Source organism: Streptomyces sp. NPDC086554, assembly GCF_040686095.1.
GTDB lineage: Bacteria > Actinomycetota > Actinomycetes > Streptomycetales > Streptomycetaceae > Streptomyces.
This window is the reverse complement of sequence record NZ_JBFBJK010000011.1, coordinates 81,727-99,076: the sequence shown is the minus strand read 5'-3', so window position 1 is coordinate 99,076 and position 17,350 is coordinate 81,727. Positions and strand designations below refer to the sequence as shown.

General features: G+C 71.5%; 16 protein-coding genes and 1 riboswitch. Of the genes, 8 read left to right on the top strand and 8 right to left on the bottom strand.

Going from position 1 to position 17,350, the window contains the following annotated elements; translation table 11 throughout:
• Nucleotides 1-29: 29 nt before the first annotated feature.
• Together AB0O76_RS19755 and AB0O76_RS19750 are read right to left on the bottom strand one after the other, a co-directional pair.
• The gene (locus AB0O76_RS19755) at nt 30-575 is read right to left on the bottom strand and encodes a Repetin (RefSeq protein WP_365492597.1); all 546 of its coding nucleotides are present in this window, start codon (nt 573-575) and stop codon (nt 30-32) included.
• A 200-nt stretch (nt 576-775) separates the two neighbouring features.
• Nucleotides 776-1,411, bottom strand: coding sequence for a Repetin (locus AB0O76_RS19750; RefSeq protein ID WP_365492594.1), 636 nt, complete (start codon nt 1,409-1,411; stop codon nt 776-778).
• Between the two features lie 324 nt (nt 1,412-1,735).
• On the opposite strand from AB0O76_RS19750, the gene AB0O76_RS19745 reads away from it, so the two are divergent.
• Together AB0O76_RS19745 and AB0O76_RS19740 are read left to right on the top strand one after the other, a co-directional pair.
• Nucleotides 1,736-2,533, top strand: coding sequence for a carbon-nitrogen hydrolase family protein (locus AB0O76_RS19745; protein ID WP_365492592.1), 798 nt, complete (start codon nt 1,736-1,738; stop codon nt 2,531-2,533).
• Nucleotides 2,534-2,591: 58 nt separating this feature from the next.
• On the top strand, nt 2,592-4,301 hold the full coding sequence (locus tag AB0O76_RS19740) for an NAD(P)/FAD-dependent oxidoreductase (protein ID WP_365492590.1): 1,710 nt from the start codon (nt 2,592-2,594) through the stop codon (nt 4,299-4,301).
• Nucleotides 4,302-4,370: 69 nt separating this feature from the next.
• On the opposite strand, the gene AB0O76_RS19735 is transcribed toward AB0O76_RS19740, so the two are convergent.
• Nucleotides 4,371-5,303 (bottom strand): LLM class F420-dependent oxidoreductase, encoded by a 933-nt coding sequence (locus AB0O76_RS19735; protein ID WP_365492588.1) that lies wholly within the window; start codon nt 5,301-5,303, stop codon nt 4,371-4,373.
• 88 nt (nt 5,304-5,391) lie between these two features.
• Entirely contained in the window at nt 5,392-6,096 is a 705-nt protein-coding gene (locus AB0O76_RS19730; RefSeq protein ID WP_365492586.1) for a DUF5995 family protein, read from the bottom strand.
• 220 nt (nt 6,097-6,316) lie between these two features.
• Here AB0O76_RS19730 and AB0O76_RS19725 point away from each other — a divergent pair, with 220 nt between their 5' ends.
• On the top strand, nt 6,317-7,444 hold the full coding sequence (locus tag AB0O76_RS19725) for a glycoside hydrolase family 6 protein (RefSeq protein ID WP_365493102.1): 1,128 nt from the start codon (nt 6,317-6,319) through the stop codon (nt 7,442-7,444).
• Here AB0O76_RS19725 and AB0O76_RS19720 read toward each other — a convergent pair.
• A complete protein-coding gene (locus AB0O76_RS19720; protein ID WP_365492584.1) occupies nt 7,423-8,826 on the bottom strand; it encodes a solute carrier family 23 protein in 1,404 nt (467 codons plus the stop codon). The two genes, AB0O76_RS19725 and AB0O76_RS19720, sit on opposite strands and share 22 nt — an antisense overlap.
• A 137-nt stretch (nt 8,827-8,963) precedes the next feature.
• Nucleotides 8,964-10,175: an MFS transporter gene (locus tag AB0O76_RS19715; protein ID WP_365492581.1), complete on the bottom strand. Its 1,212-nt coding sequence runs from the start codon at nt 10,173-10,175 to the stop codon at nt 8,964-8,966.
• 98 nt (nt 10,176-10,273) lie between these two features.
• Between AB0O76_RS19715 and AB0O76_RS19710 the strand changes: the two genes are divergently transcribed.
• Entirely contained in the window at nt 10,274-11,434 is a 1,161-nt protein-coding gene (locus tag AB0O76_RS19710; protein ID WP_365492578.1) for an ROK family transcriptional regulator, read from the top strand.
• A 79-nt stretch (nt 11,435-11,513) separates the two neighbouring features.
• Here the strand turns inward: AB0O76_RS19710 and AB0O76_RS19705 are convergent, their stop codons facing one another.
• Together AB0O76_RS19705 and AB0O76_RS19700 are read right to left on the bottom strand one after the other, a co-directional pair.
• Nucleotides 11,514-12,269, bottom strand: coding sequence for an NAD(P)H-binding protein (locus tag AB0O76_RS19705; protein ID WP_365492575.1), 756 nt, complete (start codon nt 12,267-12,269; stop codon nt 11,514-11,516).
• Nucleotides 12,270-12,336: 67 nt separating this feature from the next.
• Entirely contained in the window at nt 12,337-13,227 is an 891-nt protein-coding gene (locus tag AB0O76_RS19700) for an RNA polymerase sigma-70 factor (RefSeq protein ID WP_365492572.1), read from the bottom strand.
• 131 nt (nt 13,228-13,358) lie between these two features.
• Nucleotides 13,359-13,489, top strand: a riboswitch (FMN riboswitch).
• Nucleotides 13,490-13,641: 152 nt separating this feature from the next.
• On the opposite strand from AB0O76_RS19700, the gene ribD reads away from it, so the two are divergent.
• From ribD to AB0O76_RS19680, 4 genes are read left to right on the top strand one after another with little or no spacing between them, the layout of a single operon-like run.
• Complete coding sequence (gene ribD, locus AB0O76_RS19695; protein WP_365492569.1) at nt 13,642-14,766, top strand: bifunctional diaminohydroxyphosphoribosylaminopyrimidine deaminase/5-amino-6-(5-phosphoribosylamino)uracil reductase RibD; 1,125 nt, start codon at nt 13,642-13,644, stop codon at nt 14,764-14,766.
• A complete protein-coding gene (locus AB0O76_RS19690) occupies nt 14,767-15,399 on the top strand; it encodes a riboflavin synthase (RefSeq protein ID WP_365492566.1) in 633 nt (210 codons plus the stop codon).
• 56 nt (nt 15,400-15,455) lie between these two features.
• Entirely contained in the window at nt 15,456-16,052 is a 597-nt protein-coding gene (locus AB0O76_RS19685; protein ID WP_365493100.1) for a nicotinamide mononucleotide transporter family protein, read from the top strand.
• Nucleotides 16,049-17,347, top strand: coding sequence for a bifunctional 3,4-dihydroxy-2-butanone-4-phosphate synthase/GTP cyclohydrolase II (locus tag AB0O76_RS19680; RefSeq protein ID WP_365492563.1), 1,299 nt, complete (start codon nt 16,049-16,051; stop codon nt 17,345-17,347). The genes AB0O76_RS19685 and AB0O76_RS19680 overlap by 4 nt, the downstream gene beginning before the upstream one ends.
• The last annotated feature ends 3 nt before the right edge of the window (nt 17,348-17,350 follow it).

Sequence of the window (17,350 nt, the reverse complement as noted above, 5' to 3'; positions counted from 1 at the left end):
CCCTGACGGGGCGCCCCTGCGGCAGCTTCTTAATTCATCGGGCGTACGTGGAAGTCGCCGCTCCCCGGCCTCGTCTTCTCGTTCGGGGCCGCGCTCACGCACTTGGGCATGTCGTCCGGCAGTCTGTTCGGGGTGCCGACCATCGCCCAGCTGTAGCCGAAGCGGTCCTGCTTTCCCTGGTCGTGGACCGTCAGACCGACGCGCTTGCCGACCGACTCCTTGATGCCGCCGTCCGCCTTGGTGACGACCGCCGAGACCGTGGCGACCTTTCCGCCGGTCAGCAGGCAGTCCACCCGTGCCTCGGCCGAGCCGCCCCACTTGGGGTTCTCCATGTAGTGGCTGAACTTGATGGTGCCGTGGGCCTTGCCCGGATCGTTCTTGTCCTTCGCGTCCAGGTGGGCGTCGAAGGTGAAGGTGATCTCGTCGCCCTTGGGGCGGTCGATCATCGCGGTGCCGGTCAGTGCGGCCGCCTCCCGGTGCTGCGCGTCCGACGCGACGGCCGGTACCGCAACGCCGGTGGCGAGCACGACCAGGACTCCCAAGGCTGCGGCGACACGGGTACGGGGCAAGGTCATGAGGGGTCGTCCTCCGTCTGCGGTGGCTGCGCCCGGTTCTTCCGGGCGAGATCAACACTCCCGTGCGCCGGCGCCCCGCACATCGCACGTGAGGTGGTGACCGCCTCCGCCGCGCGGCGGAGGCGCCGGCTCGCGGGCCCTCCCCGGAGAGGAGCCGCCAGACCCCCGTCCGGGCGGCTCCTCGTCCGTGATCCCGCCGGTCAGTTCGTCGGGTACGGCACCTTCCACGGCACGACCTGGAAGTCGCCGGTGCCCTGCCTGACCTTCTCGTGCGGCGCCGAGCTGGTGCACTTGGGCAGCTTCTTGGTGCCGTCGGGACGGCCCACGGCCGCCCAGCTGTAGCCGACGCGGTCCTTCTTGCCCTGGTCGTGGACGGTGAAGCCGACGCGGCCGCCCTTGATGTCCTTGAGGTTGGAGTCGGTGATGATGCCGGTCGCGGTGGCCACCTTGCCGCCCGTCATCAGGCAGTCGATACGGCCCTTCGCCCAGCCGCCATCGCCGCCCGGCTTGTCCAGGTGGACGAAGCGGAAGGTGCCGGTGGCCTTCGACGGGTCGCCGTTGTTCTTCGCCGTCAGATGCGCGTCGAAGGTGAACGTCACGTCCTCGGTGGTCTTGCGGAACATCTTCGCCGAGCCGGTGAGCGCGGCGGCCTCGCGGGACTTGGCCTGCGGCTCGGCCCGCGCCTCGGCCCGCGCCTCGGCATGTGACGCCGAGCGCGCCGTGTCGTCGCCGGACGCGACGGCCACGCCCGCCGCGCCCGCCGTCATCAGGAGCGCGGCGCCCACGGCGATGACGCGGGGGTAGTTGCGGGTGTTCGGCGTGGTCGTGCGGCTCATGGAAGTCCTCCGTCTTCGGGGCCGTTCACCCGGCGTTTCCGGGTGAGATCACGCTCTCGCGGAACGGGGGTCCGGCACGTCCGGCCAGGGGTGGGACCCCGCTTCCGCCGCGCGGCGGGGACCCGTGGCGGACCCCTGCACCCGGAGGAGGACACCCCCGATACCCGAGGCGCACGGCGCCGCGCAACGAATCGCCGCTCCGGGCCCGCCATGCGCAACAGATCGCGCGGTAGCCCGCAACGCTCGCGCCTTGTCCGGGCAAGGCCGCCGACCGTACCGTCTAACGGACCCCACAAGCCCCTTCGCACGCCCTGAGGATCCGCCATGCCTGCGCTGCGCACCGCCCTGCTCCAGAGCTCAGGGCAGCTCGGATCCGTCGCCGAGAACCTGAAGGAGCTCGACGACGCGGCGGGCCGCGCCGCCGCCGCGGGGGCGGGGCTGCTCGTGGCCCCCGAGCTCTTCCTGACCGGCTACGCAATCGGCGACGACATCCCGCGCCTCGCCGAGCCCGCCGACGGTCCTTCGGCCGCCGCGATCGCCGAGACCGCCGTACGCCACGGTGTCGCCGTCGCCTACGGCTACCCCGAGCGTGACGGCGAGCAGGTCTTCAACTCCGTCCAGCTGATCGGCCCCGACGGCGCGCGCCTGGCGAACTACCGCAAGACCCACCTCTTCGGCTGCTTCGAGCGCGACCACTTCACCCCCGGTGAACAGGCCGTCGTCCAGGCCGAGCTCGGCGGTCTGCGGATCGGCCTGATGATCTGCTACGACGTGGAGTTCCCGGAGAACGTCCGCGCGCACGCGCTGGCCGGCACCGACCTGCTGCTGGTGCCCACGGCCCAGATGCACCCCTTCCAGTTCGTCGCCGACTCCGTCGTGCCGGTGCGGGCCTTCGAGAACCAGATGTACGTGGCGTACGTCAACCGGGTCGGCAAGGAAGGGGAGTTCGAGTTCGTCGGCCTCTCCACGCTCGCCGGTCCCGACGGCGTCGCACGCGCCCGCGCCGGACGGGACGAGCAACTGGTGTTCGGCGACGCCGACCCGGAGTTCCTGGCCGCGTCGCGCGAGAACAACCCCTATCTGCGCGACCGCCGCCCGGGTCTGTACGCGTCGCTGATCTGACCACCTGCCGAGCTTCCCCTTCTTCTGTTCTGCCGTTCCCGCAAGGAGTCCGTACCCCATGACGTCCACGGTGCCCAATGCCGTCCAGCACACCGACGCGCAGCCGCCGATCACCATGTTCGGTCCCGACTTCCCCTACGCGTACGACGACTTCCTCGCGCACCCGGCGGGCCTGGGCCAGATACCGGCGACCGAGCACGGCACCGAGGTCGCCGTCATCGGCGGCGGCCTTTCCGGCATCATCGCCGCGTACGAGCTGATGAAGATGGGCCTCAAGCCCGTCGTCTACGAGGCCGATCAGATCGGCGGCCGCCTTCGCACCGTCGGCTTCGACGGCTGCGACGACTCGCTCACCGCCGAGATGGGCGCGATGCGCTTCCCGCCGTCCTCGACGGCGCTGCAGCACTACATCGACCTGGTCGGCCTGAAGACCAAGGCGTTCCCGAACCCCCTCGCGGAGTCGACCCCTTCGACGGTCGTCGACCTCAAGGGCGAGTCCCACTACGCGACGTCCGTCGACGACCTCCCGCAGGTCTACCGCGACGTGATGAACGCCTGGAACGCCTGTCTGGAGGAGGGCGCGGACTTCTCCGACATGAACCGCGCCCTGCGCGAGCGCGACGTACCCAAGATCCGCGAGATCTGGTCGAAGCTCGTCGAGAAGCTCGACAACCAGACCTTCTACGGCTTCCTCTGCGAGTCCGAGGCCTTCAAGTCCTTCCGGCACCGCGAGATCTTCGGCCAGGTCGGCTTCGGCACGGGCGGCTGGGACACCGACTTCCCGAACTCGATCCTCGAAATCCTGCGCGTCGTCTACACCGAGGCCGACGACCACCACCGCGGCATCGTCGGCGGCAGCCAGCAGCTGCCCCTCCGCCTGTGGGAGCGCGAGCCGCAGAAGATCGTGCACTGGGATCTCGGTACGTCCCTGAAGTCGCTGCACGAGAGCGGCGAGCCCAAGCCCGCCGTGACGCGGCTCGACCGCACCGCGGGCAACCGGGTCACCGTGACGGACGCCTCCGGCGACATCCGCACGTACCCTGCGGCGATCTTCACCGCGCAGTCCTGGATGCTGCTCTCCAAGATCGCGTGCGACGACACGCTCTTCCCCATCGACCACTGGACGGCGATGGAGCGGACCCACTACATGGAGTCCTCCAAGCTCTTCGTACCGGTCGACCGGCCCTTCTGGCTGGACAAGGCCGTCGACGACAGGGGAAATCCGACCGGGCGTGACGTCATGTCGATGACGCTCACCGACCGGATGACGCGCGGGACCTACCTGCTCGACGACGGGCCGGACAAGCCCGCCGTCATCTGCCTCTCCTACACCTGGTGCGACGACAGCCTGAAGTGGCTGCCGCTGTCGGCGAACGAGCGCATGGAGGTCATGCTGAAGTCGCTCGGCGAGATCTACCCGAAGGTCGACATCAGGAAGCACATCATCGGTAACCCGGTGACGGTGTCGTGGGAGAACGAGCCGTACTTCATGGGCGCGTTCAAGGCGAACCTGCCGGGGCACTACCGCTATCAGCGGCGGCTGTTCACGCACTTCATGCAGGAGTCCCTGCCGGAGGACAAGCGGGGGATCTTCCTTGCCGGGGATGACATTTCCTGGACGGCTGGGTGGGCCGAGGGTGCCGTGACGACTGCGCTGAACGCGGTGTGGGGCGTTATGAACCACTTCGGCGGGGGGACGGACGCGACCAACCCCGGGCCGGGGGATGTGTACGACTCGATCGCGCCCGTCGAGTTGCCTGAGGACTGATTCAGGAGCGCCGTTTTACCGGCGGCGCGCCCTCGGGTTACCGGCGGCGCGCCCTCGGGGCGGCCCCTCTTACACCCCGGCCGCTCGCGCCGCCTCGTACACCTCCGCCGCCAAGTCCTTCAGCTCCTCGCCGTCCCGTGCGCTGCCCTGCAGTTCGATGAGGATCTCCTCCACCGCGCCCACCGCCGCGTGCGCCGCCAGGTCCTCGACGATCTGGGCGACGTTCCCCTGGAAGGGGGCGCGGCCCTCGCCCTCGTACGCCTTGGCCGTGCACCGGGTGTTGACCCGAAGGACGCTCTGGATCGGGTCCTTTCGGCCCCGCTCGGCGGCGGCTTCCTTGACCTGCTGCCACTGGGTGGCGAGCGCGTCGGCGCCCATGCCGATCGGCATCCAGCCGTCCGCCCGTTCGATGAGCCTGCGCAGTGCGCGCGGGCTGTTGGCGGGCAGCAGGATCGGGATGGGCCTGGCGGGCTTGGGGCCGACCACGGACGACGCGATGGTCGTCAGCTCGCCTTCGTACGACACCGGGTCCGGGCCCCAGACCGCGTGGCAGACGTCGATCAGTTCGTCGAGGACCTTGCCGCGCTTCTTGAAGGGGGCCATGCTCGCCGCCGCGTACTCGTCGAGCGACCAGCCCGTGCCCAGGCCCGCGACGACCCGGCCGCCGCTCGCCGCGTCCAGGCTGGCCAGGGAGCGCGCCAGCTGGAACGGCACGTGCAGCGGGGCGACCAGGACGCTGGTGCCGAGGCGGGCCCGCTCCGTGGCGGCCGCGGCCAGCGTCAGGGTGATCAGCGGGTCGGGCACCGAGCGGTAGGTGTCGGGCCAGGGCAGGCCCTCGATGCCGTAGAGCCCCTGCGTGGCGGGCTCGGGGAACAGGATGCGTTCGTAGACCCACAGACTCTCGTACCCGATCTCCTCGGCGGCTCGGGCGACAGCGGGGACGTCTCGTCCCATGTCGTACTGCCGGCCCTGCGGGAGGCTCAGTCCGAGTCGAGTGGCCATGGTGGTGCTCCTTCGCATCCGGGGTCCCACGCGTCAACGTACAGCGATCAACGGGGAGTTCCGCAGAGGAGCGCGATGACTGGCCGGATCAGTCCGGCAGCGGGGTGAGCAGCATGCGGCCCACCAGGCCCGCCGCGCCGTCCAGGCGGGTGCGCAACTCCTCGGCCACGGCAGGGAGTCCACGCAGCGCCCACAGCGCCCGCGCCGCCGCCCACGCTCCGTCACGGGCCCGTTCCAGGCTCCAGGAACCCACCAGATGCGTCAGCGGATCGGCGATCTGGAAGAGATCGGGGCCCGGCATCAGATCTTCGCGGATGCGCTCCTCCAGCGAGACGAGGATGTCGCCCACGCGATCGAACTCGTCCTCGACGTCCGCCGGTTCGCAGCCGAGCGTACGACAGGTGTCCACGACGGCCAGCGGCAGATCGTGCCCGATGTGCGCATTGATGCCCGCGAGCGCGAACTGCAGCGGACGTACGCCCGGATGGCGGCGGAACTGCAGCAGGGGCCGCCAGCACGCCGGTGCCCTGTGCTGGTCGGCCGCCGCGTCGACGGCCCGCAGATAGCGCTCGGCGAACAGGACGTCCAGCGTGATCGCGGCCCCGGAGTCGGCGAACCGGCCGCTGTCCAGGTGCCGGTCGACCTCTTCGGTGACCGACAGATAGACCCCGTTGAAGACGCCGACCCCGTCGCCGGACGGGAGGTCCGCACCGAGCACGCGCATCCGCGTCACCACCGCGTCAACCCCCTGTGCCGGGCCTGTGAACTCCGCAAACCGCTCCAACTGCGCCATGGTGGCAGGGTCCCAGTCATAGGCTGGCCCGAGTGTCACCGCACCGGGCGCTTCCCCAGAACGGGGGAACGGCGTCCGTGTGTGCCCCTGGGGAGGGGAGCTGTACACCGTGTCCGGGGGGACGCGGAGGAGGGGGAGGAGCAGCACCGTGTCAGGCAATCGCGCACGACATCGCGCCGCACGACGGGACGGGCGCAGGAGCGCCGCCCGCCATGGAGTCATGGTGGCGGCGGCCTCGGTGGTGGCCGCCGTCGGCACCGTCACGGGCATGGTGTCCGCGCTCGACGAGGGCGGCGGCAAGGACCAGGCGCGCCCGAAGGTGACGGAGTCGCCGACGCTCGAACCGCTGCCCGCGGTGCCGACGCCGTCCGCCTCCGATTCCTCGGCGAAGCCGTCCCCCGCCAAGTCCTCCGCGAAGCCGAAGCCGAAACCGGAACCGAAGCCGTCGACGCAGCGTCCGAAGAAGCCGGACAACACTGCCCCGTCCGCCAATTCCCTCTACCGGTACGGCGATTCACAGGTGCTCGACTGGGTCAGGGCCAACCGCGGCGACCCGCGGCGGCCGCTCATAGAGTCGAAGATCGCCGATGAGCCGGCTGCCGTGTGGTTCGCCGACTACTCGCCGGGGACCATCACGTCCCGCGTGCGGGCCGTGACGTCGGGCGCCGGGGGCCGGGTGCCCGTCGTCGTTCCGTACGCGATACCGGACCGGGACTGCGGGGGCGCGTCGCAGGGCGGGGCGCCGGATCTCGCGGCGTACGACGCGTGGATCGAGAAGTTCGCCGCGGGGCTCGGCTCCGGCGAGGTCGTCGTCATCCTCGAACCGGACGCGATCGCGCTCTCCGAGTGCCTGTCGGCGGGCGAACGGGCCGACCGGTACGCCTCGCTGGCCCGCGCGGGCCGCACCCTCAAGGCCGCCAACCCCAAGGCCCGGGTCTACTACGACGCCGGGCACTCGGGCTGGAACGCCGCCACCCGGCAGGCCGGACGGTTGCGCGCGGCGGGCGCCGCGTCGGCGGCGTCGTCCGACGGCGTCTTCACCAACGTCTCGAACTTCCACCGCACCGCCGACGAGGCCGCCTACGCCCGCAAGGTCCTCTCCGCGCTGGGCGGCCCTCCGGACCTTGGCGCCGTCATCGACACCAGCCGCAACGGCAACGGCGCCCCGGCCGACGGCGAATGGTGCGACCCGGCGGGACGCAAGCTCGGGCAGAGCCCGACGCTGCGCACCGGCGAGGCCCGTATCGACGCCTATCTGTGGATCAAGCTGCCGGGCGAGTCCGACGGCTGCAAGGGCACGCCGGGGACGTTCACGCCCGGGTACGCCTACGACTTGGCGCGCGGCTGAGCGTCGTCGGCCTCGGTGTCGTACGTCGAAGTGCCCTCGTCGAGCAACGGCTCCTGCGTCTTGAGGTGCGGGGGCGCGAAGGCCCGCAGGACGTGATAGCCCGTGATCACGACGATCGTGCCGAGCGCGATGCCGCTCAGCTCGAAGTTGTCGGTGATCTTCAGGGAGACGCCGCCGACGCCGATGATGATGCCCGCCGCGGCCGGGACCAGGTTCAGCGGATTGCGCAGATCCACCTTGGCGTTGATCCAGATCTGGGCGCCGAGCAGGCCGATCATGCCGTACAGGATGACGGTGATGCCGCCGAGCACGCCGCCCGGGATGGCCGCAACGACCGCGCCGAACTTGGGGCAGAGGCCGAAGAGCAGGGCGAAGCACGCGGCCGCCCAGTACGCGGCGGTGGAGTAGACGCGGGTCGCGGCCATCACGCCGATGTTCTCGGAGTACGTCGTGTTGGGCGGGCCGCCGACGGCGGTGGAGAGCATGGACGCGGCGCCGTCGGCGGAGATCGCGGTGCCGAGCTTGTCGTCCAGGTCGTCGCCGGTCATCTCGCCGACGGCCTTGACGTGGCCGGCGTTCTCGGCGACGAGCGCGATCACGACGGGCAGCGCGACGAGGATCGCCGACCACTCGAAGCTCGGGGCGTGGAAGGACGGCAGGCCGATCCAGTCGGCGTTGCCGACGGCGGAGAGGTCAAGGCGCCAGTGGTCGACGACCTTGCCGGAGCCGTCCGCCGAGTGGATCTTGCCGAAGACCAGGTCGAGGGCCCAGGAGAGGGCGTACCCGAAGAGCAGACCCAGGAAGATCGCGATGCGTGACCAGAATCCGCGCAGGCACACCACGGCCAGACCGGTGAACAGCATCACCAAGAGGGCCGTCCACTGGTCCTGTGGCCAGTACGTGGAGGCGGTGACCGGGGCCAGGTTGAAGCCGATGAGCATGACGACGGCGCCGGTGACGATCGGGGGCATCGCGGCATGGATGATCCGCGCACCGAACCGCTGCACCGCGAGCCCGACGAGGAACAGCGCCGCACCGACGACGAAGACCGCGCCGGTCACGGTCGCCGACGAGCCGCCCTGCGCCCTGATCACCGCGGCGACACCCACGAAGGAGAGGGAACAGCCCAGGTAGCTGGGCACCCGGCCGCGCGTGGCGAGCAGGAAGATGGCGGTCGCGACGCCCGACATCATGATCGCCAGGTTCGGGTCGAGGCCCATCAGGACGGGCGCCACGAACGACGCACCGAACATGGCGACGACGTGCTGGGCGCCGAGCCCGAAGGTCCGCGGCCAGGAGAGCCGCTCGTCAGGTCGGACGACGGCTCCGGGCGCGGGGATGCGCCCGTCGCCGTGCAGTCTCCAGCGCACGCCGAGATCCATGGTTCTGTTCCGCCTTCTGTGCGCCCGACCTGTTGTCAAGACCTGAATGAGTCAGCGCAATGTTAAACGGGCGTAAGGCCCGCGGATGCTCGGCAGGTGTTTCAGACGGCGGATGGCTCAGGCAGGCGAGGGCGGGTTCAGGCCTTGGGGCCCGGTGTCGTCGCGTCCGCCGGGGCGACCGGTGTGGCGTCGCGGCCGTCCGTGCGCAGGACGCCCGCGAACACCGCGAGCCCGCAGGCGAGCACCGTCACCAGGCCGAAGGAGACCACCAGGCTCGTCGCGTCGGCGAGCGTGCCGATCGCCGACGGGGCGATCAGACCCGATGTGTACGTGATGGTCGCGACGCCCGCGATGGCCTGGCTGGGGTTCGGGCCACTGCGCCCGGCCGCGGCGAAGGCCAGCGGCACCACGACCGCGATGCCGAGCCCCATCAGGGCGAACCCGCCCATGGCCATGGCCGGATGGGGCGCAGCCACCACGAGCACCCCGCCGAGCGCCGCGACCACGCCGCCGACGCGCACCGTGCGCACCGCCCCGAACCGGTCCACCACCGCGTCGCCCGCGAGCCGCGCGATGGCCATGGTGAGCGTGAACCCGGTGGTGCAGGCCGCGGCGAGCCCGGCCGCGCTGCCCAGGACGTCCCGCAGATAGACCGCCGACCAGTCCAGGCTCGCGCCCTCCGCGAAGACGGCGCAGAACCCGACCGCGCCGATGAGCAGGGCCGACTTGGGCGGCAGCGAGAAGCGTGGCGGCGCCTCCTCCTCGGGGGCCGCCTGCAGGTCGAGCACGCCCTGGCAGGCGATGAGGCCGATCGCGGTGAGCGCCACGGCGGCGAGCGCGTGGTGAAGGCGGGCGTCCGAGCCGAGGTGGGCGGCGACCGTGCCGGCCGCGGATCCGATCAGGGCGCCGACGCTCCACATGCCGTGCAGGCCCGACATGATCGACTTCTTCATGCGGGTCTCGACCTCGACGCCCAGGGCGTTCATCGCCACGTCCGACATCCCCGCCGTGGCGCCGTACACGAACAGGGCCAGGCAGAGCGTCAGCAGGTTCGGCGCGAGCGAGGGCAGGATCAGCGCCATCGTCCACAGGGCGAGCAGGCCGCGCAGCGCCGTGCGGGCGCCGAAGCGGTGACTGACCCAACCGGCAAGCGGCATCGCCACCGAGGCGCCGATCGCGGGGAAGGCAAGGGCAAGGCCGAGGAGGCCCGCGCTGAGGTCGGCGTGCTCCTGGATCCAGGGGACGCGGGTGGCGAAGGAGCCCGTGACGGCGCCGTGCACACAGAAGACGGCGGCCACGGCGTACCGCGCCCGCTTCAACTGCCGTGCGTCGTAGACCACTTCACTCATGGATGCTCCGCCCCTCCCAGCGTGCCGCCCCGCTACGGCGACGTAAACTATCAGGAACCCTGCCTGATAAATAGCAGCTTTATGGAAGGATCCCCGGCATGCCCGCATCACCGAGCACTGCCCGGGCCATCAACGACCGGCTCGCCCTGGGGCTCCTGCAGCGCGAAGGGCCGCTGACGGCCAACCAGTTGAAGCAGCTGACCGGCCTGTCCCGGCCGTCGGTCGCCGATCTCGTCGAGCGTCTGCAGGGCTCGGGACTGATCACGGTCGTGGGGGAGGCGGGCGCCCAGCGGCGGGGCCCCAACGCCCGCCTTTACGGGATCGTCGCCGACCGGGCCCACCTCGCGGCCCTCGACGTACGCACCGGAGGCCTCTCCGTGGTGGTCACCGATCTGCTCGGCGCGGTGCTCGCCGAGGCGTCGCTGCCCATCGGCGGCGACACCGGAACCGAGCCCGCCGTGGAGCGTGCCGTCGCCCTCGTCGAGCGCACCGCCCGCGATGGCGGCGCCCAGCGGCTGCACACCGTGGGCATCGGCGCGCCCGGCCTCATCGACCCCGCATCGGGCGAACTGCGCGACACCACTTCGCTGCCCGCCTGGCACCGCAGGCTCGCGGGCGCGCTCCAGGAGCGGCTGCCGGCCCGCGTCCTCGTCGAGAACGAGACCAATCTCGCCGCCCGCGCCGAACAGCGCGAAGGCGCCGCCCGGGACCGCGACACCTTCGTCCTTCTCTGGCTCGGCGAGGGCATCGGTGCCGCCGTCGTCCTCGACGGGGCGCTGCGGCGCGGCGCATCCGGCGGCACCGGGGAGATCGGCTTCCTGCCCGTGCCCGGCACCGCGTCGCTGCCGTCCGCCACCGGCTGCGACGGCGGCTTCCACTCGCTGGCCTGCGCGGCCGCGCTCCGCGAACTCGGCGCCGAGCACGGGCTCCTGGAGCCGGGGGAGAGCGCCGCCGACGTGCTGAGCCGCGCAGTCGCGACCGGCCACGGCGGCTATCTCGACGCGGCCGCCGACCGGATCGCCGTCGGCGCCGCCGCGATGGCCGCCATCCTCGACCCCGGATGCGTCGTCCTCGGCGGCGAGCTGGGCCGCGCGGGCGGCGACGCGCTCGCCGCCCGCGTCGGGGACCGCGTCACCGCCATGTCCCCGCTGCGTACCGAGGTCAGGGCGAGCACGCTGGGCGGCTCCGCCGTGCTGCGGGGGGCGCTGCTTGCCGCCAGGGAGGCGGCGCAGGAGGAGCTGTTCGGACCTGGACGCTGAGCCCTCCGGGGCGGCAGGCGGCGTTGGACGCACCGTCTGTCACCGGCTTCGCCGAGTTCGTCCTCAAGCGCCGGACGGGCTATTTGTGGCTTGCCCCGCCGCTCGCCCGCGCGGCCAAGAACTCCTCGAACGTCCCCTTCCCCACAGCCCGTTCGGGCGCCAGATGCCCGCCCGCGCGGAACGCTCGGTACGTCTTGCCCGCGAGCCGCACCGGGACCAGCGGGCGCCGCTTGCCGCTCGCCCGCAGATAGGCGCGGGCAAGGTCCGGGAACGTACGCACCTCGGGCCCGCCCATGTCCTCGACCCGCCCGGCAGGCGGCGCCGCCGCCAACTGGGCGAGCCGGTCCGCCACTTCGCCGACCTCGACCGGTTGGTCGCTGACCCCCGACGGCAGCAGCATCACCGGCAGCTTCGCCGAACTTTCCAAGACCTGCAGGACGAGATCGTGGAACTGCGTGGTCCGCAGCACCGTCCAGCCGAGCCCCGACTCCTCGATCAGCCGCTCCACGGCGAGCTTCGTCCTGTAGTAGCCGAGCGGCACCCGGTCGACACCGACGATCGAGATATAGACCAGATGCCCCACTCCGGCCCGCCGCGCGGCCTCGATCAGATGGCGTGCGGCCCGTTCGTCGCCCCCGCGCGGGCTGCTCGCGCAGTGCACGATCACGTCCACGCCCGCCATGGCCGCGTCGAGCCCCGTGCCCTCGCGCAGATCGACGGCGTACGGCTGGGAACGGCGGCTCAGGACGCGTACGTCGTGGCTCTCCGCGCGCAGCCGCTCGACCACCGGGCGGCCGAGGGTTCCCGTGCCGCCGGTCACCAGGATCGTGGTCATCGCAAGGCTCCTTCGCTGTCCGGGACGCCGTACCGGCGTCCGTCACCAGCTCAGAACCGGGCGGCGGTCAGGAATGTGACAGCTGCCCGGCCACGAAACCGAGCTTGTCCGGATTGACCACCGCCCGCAGGGTGCTGACGAGACCGTCCCGGAACTCGAACGTCGCGATGCCCACCACCGTGCCCTCCAGCGTCGCCACGATCGCGGGCGCGCCGTTGACCTCGGCGTACGCGAGATCCATGGCTTGGGCGAAGTTCTCCATGCCGCCCACCAGGAAGCGCAGCACCTTCTCGCGCCCGACGATCGGCCTGCGCGCGGCGGTGACCTTGCCGCCGCCGTCGCCCCACCACGTCACGTCCGCCGCGAGGACCTTCTCCAGGCCCGCCAGATCGCCGTCCCGGGCCGCCGCGATGAACGACTCCACGAACTCCTGGCGCCGCTCGGCCGCGGCCTCGAACCGCGTCTGCTCCCCCGCCACCGCCCGCGTCGCCCTGCGGTACAGCTGGCGGCAGTTGGCCTCGCCGATGTCGAGGACGCCCGCGATCTCCCGGTGGCTGTACGCGAACGCCTCCCGCAGCACGAACACCGCGCGCTCCACCGGCGTGAGTCGCTCAAGGAGGATCAGCAGCGCCATCGACACCGCGTCCCGCTGCTCCGCCGACTCCAGGGGGCCGAGCGCGCCGCCGGACGTGATCACCGGCTCCGGCAGCCAGGGCCCCACGTACTGCTCGCGCCGGGCGCGCGCCGATGTCAGCCTGTTCAGACAGAGGTTGGTGACGACCTTGGCCAGCCAGGCGGCGGGCCGGCCGATGTCCTCGCGCCGGGCGCCGCTCCACCGCAGATACGCGTCCTGGACGGTGTCCTCGGCCTCCTGCGCGGAGCCGAGCATGCGGTAGGCGAGGGAGAACATCCGGGGGCGGTGGGACTCGAACTCATCGGCAAGTGCTGCTGTCGTCACGCGCTCAGCGTGCCAGAGAGCGGCGCATCACCGCCGGTCAAAGCGGTGCGACCGGATCCTGTGAGCCAGGCCACAGGGGTTCGCCCGTATGGGCGTCGATCAGGCGTGGCAGACTGGCCTCGTACCAAAAGCAGCGCACTCCGGGGTCGGTGTAATTCCGAACCGGCGGTTACAGTCCGCGACCCGGTCGCCTCCAGCGACCGGTTGACCAGGTGAAATTCCTGGACCGACGGTGAAAGTCCGGATGGGAGGCAGTGCGCGGCGGGCGGGCATTCGTGCACGTCGCCGAGTGGCTTGTTTTTGGGATACCCGACTTTTCGGGTTCCCCAGGGAGAAGTCTCGTTTCCGGCGTCGCTCCCGGTGCCGCAGTCCGTACATTCTGTCGTCATCGACAGGCCCCGGAGTCCGTGCCCCATGAGGCAGGAGGACCCGGTGGCCACCGCAGCCGCAGCGAACGACCATGAGCGCACCGCCATGCGTCGCGCGCTCGCGCTTGCAGCGCTCGGTCTCGGCGCTACAAGCCCTAATCCGGTCGTCGGCTGCGTCATCATCGACGCCTCCGGCCAGACCGTCGGCGAGGGACACCACCAGCGCGCGGGCGGACCGCACGCCGAGGTCCACGCCCTGCGCGCGGCCGGCGAGAAAGCCCGCGGCGCCACCGCCCTGGTCACCCTCGAACCCTGCAACCACACCGGACGCACAGGACCCTGCGCGCAGGCGCTCATCGACGCCGGGATCGCCCGCGTCGTCTACGCGGTCAGCGACCCGAACCCCACCGCGACCGGGGGCGCGCAGCGACTGCGTACCGCCGGAATCGACGTGGAATCGGGCCTGTTGGAGGACGAGGCCGCCGCGGGGAACGCCGCCTGGCTGACCTCCGTGCGGCTCGGCCGCCCGCATGTCACCTGGAAGTACGCCGCGACACTCGACGGCCGCATCGCCGCCGCCGACGGCACGAGCCGCTGGATCACCTCCGCCGAGGCCCGCGCCGACGTGCACCGGCTGCGCGCCGAGTGCGACGCCGTCGTGGTCGGCGCAGGCACCCAGCGCGCCGACGACCCGCACCTCGCCGTACGGGGCGTCGAAGGCGCCGTGCAGCCGCTGCGCGTCGTCGTGGACACCAACGCGACCGCCGTCACGCCCGGGGCCCGCGTCCTGGACGACGCCGCGCCCACGCTCGTCGCGGTCGCCGAGGACGCGAGCACCGAACTGGAAGCACTTGAGGCCGAAACGGTGCGACTCCCGCGCGCGGAGGGTGGGTTGGACATCCGGACCCTCCTCGCCGAGCTCCACGCGCGCGGGGTGCGTTCCGTCCTCCTCGAAGGCGGGCCGACGCTCGCCGGAGCGTTCGTCGCCGCGGGCGCCGTCGACCGCGTCGTCGGCTATCTCGCCCCCGTGCTGCTCGGCGCGGGCCCCGCCGTCCTGGCCGGCGGCGGAATCACGACCATCACCGATGCGTTGCGCCTCGACGTGAGCGAGAGCGTCCGTATCGGCCCCGATCTGCGCATCACCGCAACCCTTGCAGCGAAGGAGCACTGAGTGTTCACCGGAATCGTCGAAGAGCTGGGCGAGATCACCGCCGTCGAGAAGCTGGCCGATGCCTCGCGCTTCCGCCTCCGTGGCCCCGTCGTCACCGAAGGCGCGAAGCACGGCGACTCCATCGCGGTCAACGGCGTCTGTCTGACGGTCGTGGAGCACGAGGGCGACGAGTTCACCGCCGATGTGATGGCCGAGACGCTCGACCGCTCCAGCCTCGGCGCGCTCGCGGTCGGTTCACGGGTCAACCTGGAGCGGCCCACGGCCGTCGGCGACCGCCTCGGCGGACACATCGTGCAGGGTCACGTCGACGGCACCGGCGAGATCGTCGAGCGCAAGCCGTCCGAGAACTGGGAGATCGTCAAGGTCTCGCTCCCGGCAGGCCTCGCCCGCTACGTGGTGGAGAAGGGCTCCATCACGGTGGACGGCGTGAGTCTGACCGTCGTCGACGCCGGGCCCGACTACTTCACCATCAGCCTCATCCCCACCACCCTCGCGCTGACCACGCTCGGCATCAAGCAGCCCGGCGACCCGGTCAACCTCGAGGTCGACGTCATCGCGAAGTACGTCGAGCGGATGCTCGGCGACCGCGCCGCCGCTCCGGCTCCCGCTCCCGCTCAGGAGGCCACGCAGTGAACTGGCTCAACTCCGAAGCCTTCACGGCCTTCGGGCAGCACGTGATCTGGTCCGACATGGTGGGCAACACCGTCGGCCTGATCGCCCTCGCCCTCGGCTGGCGGCGCTCCATATGGACCTGGCCCGCCCAGTTCCTTTCCGGCGTCATCCTCGTCGCCGCGTACGCGTCCGCACAGCTCTCCGGCGGCGTCGGCAAGCAGCTGCTCGTCATCGGCGTGGCCCTGTGGGGCTGGCGGCTGTGGACCAACGGCAAGCAGCAGGCGCAGGACGGCTCCATCGCCGTCCGGTTCGCGACCTGGAAGGAGCGCGGGGTGCTGCTCGGCGGCACCGCCGTCGGCACCCTCGCGGTCGGCGCCCTGTTCTCCGCCGTACCCGACCTGTCCTGGAACCCCTGGCCGGACGCCTACATCTTCGTCGGCACACTCGCCGCGATGGTCGCCCAGGCGCGCGGCCTCGTCGAGTTCTGGTTCGCCTGGCTGCTGGTCGACGTGGTCGGCGTGCCGCTCGCGTTCAGCAGCGGCCTCGCCTTCTCGGGCCTCGTGTACGTCATCTACCTCGCCCTCGTCCTGTGGGGCCTGCGCGACTGGTGGCTGCGGTCGCGCACTGTGTTCTCGCAGGCCTCGCAGCCCGACATGGAAGGAGCCCCGGCATGACTGCGGCACCTGTTTGGTACAGCACGGGTCATGAGGAAGACGCCTCGGACCTCGCCCTCGACCCCGTAGAGGCGGCCATCCGCGACATCGCCGCCGGGCGGCCCGTCGTGGTCGTCGACGACGAGGACCGGGAGAACGAGGGCGACCTCGTCATCGCCGCCGAGAAGGCGACCCCCGAGATCATCGCCTTCATGATGAGCGAGTGCCGCGGCCTGATCTGCGCGCCCATGGAGGGTGAGGAGCTTGACCGCCTCGAACTCCCGCAGATGGTCGAGAACAACACCGAGTCGATGCGGACGGCCTTCACCGTCTCCGTCGACGCGAGCGCCGCGCACGGCGTCACCACCGGCATCTCGGCCGCCGACCGCGCCACCACGCTCCAGATGCTCGCGGCGGGCGCCTTCGAGCCGACCGACTTCGTGCGGCCGGGCCACATCTTCCCGCTGCGCGCCAAGTCCGGCGGCGTCCTGGCGCGCAACGGCCACACCGAGGCCGCGGTCGACCTGGCCCGGCTCGCGGGCCTGCGCCCCGCGGGGGCCATCGTCGAGATCGCGGGCGAGGACGGCACGATGCTCCGCCTGCCGGAGCTGATCCCGTTCGCCCGCAAGCACGGCCTGACGATCATCTCCATCGAGGACCTGATCGCCTACCGCCGCTCCTCCGAACCGACGGTCCGCCGCGAGGCCGAGGTCCGTCTGCCCACCGCGTTCGGCGAGTTCACGGCGTACGGCTACCGCTCCACCGTCGACGGCGTGGAGCACGTCGCCCTGGTCCACGGCGAGATCGGCGAGGGCGACGACGTCCTGGTCCGCATCCACTCCGAGTGCCTGACCGGCGACGTCTTCCACTCGCTGCGCTGCGACTGCGGCCCCCAGCTGGAGGCGTCCATGCGGCGCATCACGGACGAGGGACGCGGCGTCGTGGTCTACCTCCGCGGCCACGAGGGGCGCGGCATCGGTCTCCTTTCCAAGCTGCGCGCCTACGAGCTCCAGGAGCGCGGCAGCGACACCCTGGACGCCAACCTGGAGCTCGGCCTGCCCGCCGACGCCAGGGACTACGGCGCGGGCGCCCGGATCCTCGACGACCTCGGCGTCCGCAGCCTGCGCCTGATGACCAACAACCCCGACAAGACCGACGCGGTCGTCCGGCACGGCCTGAAGGTCACAGGACGCGAGCCCATGGCGGTCCACGCGGGCGAGCACAACCTCCGCTACCTGCGCACCAAGCGGGACCGGATGGGGCACGACCTGCCCGGGCTCGACACGCCCGAGGTGTCGGCCTGCGGCAACCAGTAAGTA

What these genes read in the sequence shown, in the direction of transcription:
- AB0O76_RS19755 (WP_365492597.1), bottom strand. Translation starts at nt 575, where the DNA reads ATGACCTTGCCCCGTACCCGTGTCGCCGCAGCCTTGGGAGTCCTGGTC.
- AB0O76_RS19750 (WP_365492594.1), bottom strand. Translation starts at nt 1,411, where the DNA reads ATGAGCCGCACGACCACGCCGAACACCCGCAACTACCCCCGCGTCATC.
- AB0O76_RS19745 (WP_365492592.1), top strand. Translation starts at nt 1,736, where the DNA reads ATGCCTGCGCTGCGCACCGCCCTGCTCCAGAGCTCAGGGCAGCTCGGA.
- AB0O76_RS19740 (WP_365492590.1), top strand. Translation starts at nt 2,592, where the DNA reads ATGACGTCCACGGTGCCCAATGCCGTCCAGCACACCGACGCGCAGCCG.
- AB0O76_RS19735 (WP_365492588.1), bottom strand. Translation starts at nt 5,303, where the DNA reads ATGGCCACTCGACTCGGACTGAGCCTCCCGCAGGGCCGGCAGTACGAC.
- AB0O76_RS19730 (WP_365492586.1), bottom strand. Translation starts at nt 6,096, where the DNA reads ATGGCGCAGTTGGAGCGGTTTGCGGAGTTCACAGGCCCGGCACAGGGG.
- AB0O76_RS19725 (WP_365493102.1), top strand. Translation starts at nt 6,317, where the DNA reads ATGGTGGCGGCGGCCTCGGTGGTGGCCGCCGTCGGCACCGTCACGGGC.
- AB0O76_RS19720 (WP_365492584.1), bottom strand. Translation starts at nt 8,826, where the DNA reads ATGGATCTCGGCGTGCGCTGGAGACTGCACGGCGACGGGCGCATCCCC.
- AB0O76_RS19715 (WP_365492581.1), bottom strand. Translation starts at nt 10,175, where the DNA reads ATGAGTGAAGTGGTCTACGACGCACGGCAGTTGAAGCGGGCGCGGTAC.
- AB0O76_RS19710 (WP_365492578.1), top strand. Translation starts at nt 10,274, where the DNA reads ATGCCCGCATCACCGAGCACTGCCCGGGCCATCAACGACCGGCTCGCC.
- AB0O76_RS19705 (WP_365492575.1), bottom strand. Translation starts at nt 12,269, where the DNA reads ATGACCACGATCCTGGTGACCGGCGGCACGGGAACCCTCGGCCGCCCG.
- ribD (WP_365492569.1), top strand. Translation starts at nt 13,642, where the DNA reads ATGAGGCAGGAGGACCCGGTGGCCACCGCAGCCGCAGCGAACGACCAT.
- AB0O76_RS19685 (WP_365493100.1), top strand. Translation starts at nt 15,456, where the DNA reads ATGGTGGGCAACACCGTCGGCCTGATCGCCCTCGCCCTCGGCTGGCGG.
- AB0O76_RS19680 (WP_365492563.1), top strand. Translation starts at nt 16,049, where the DNA reads ATGACTGCGGCACCTGTTTGGTACAGCACGGGTCATGAGGAAGACGCC.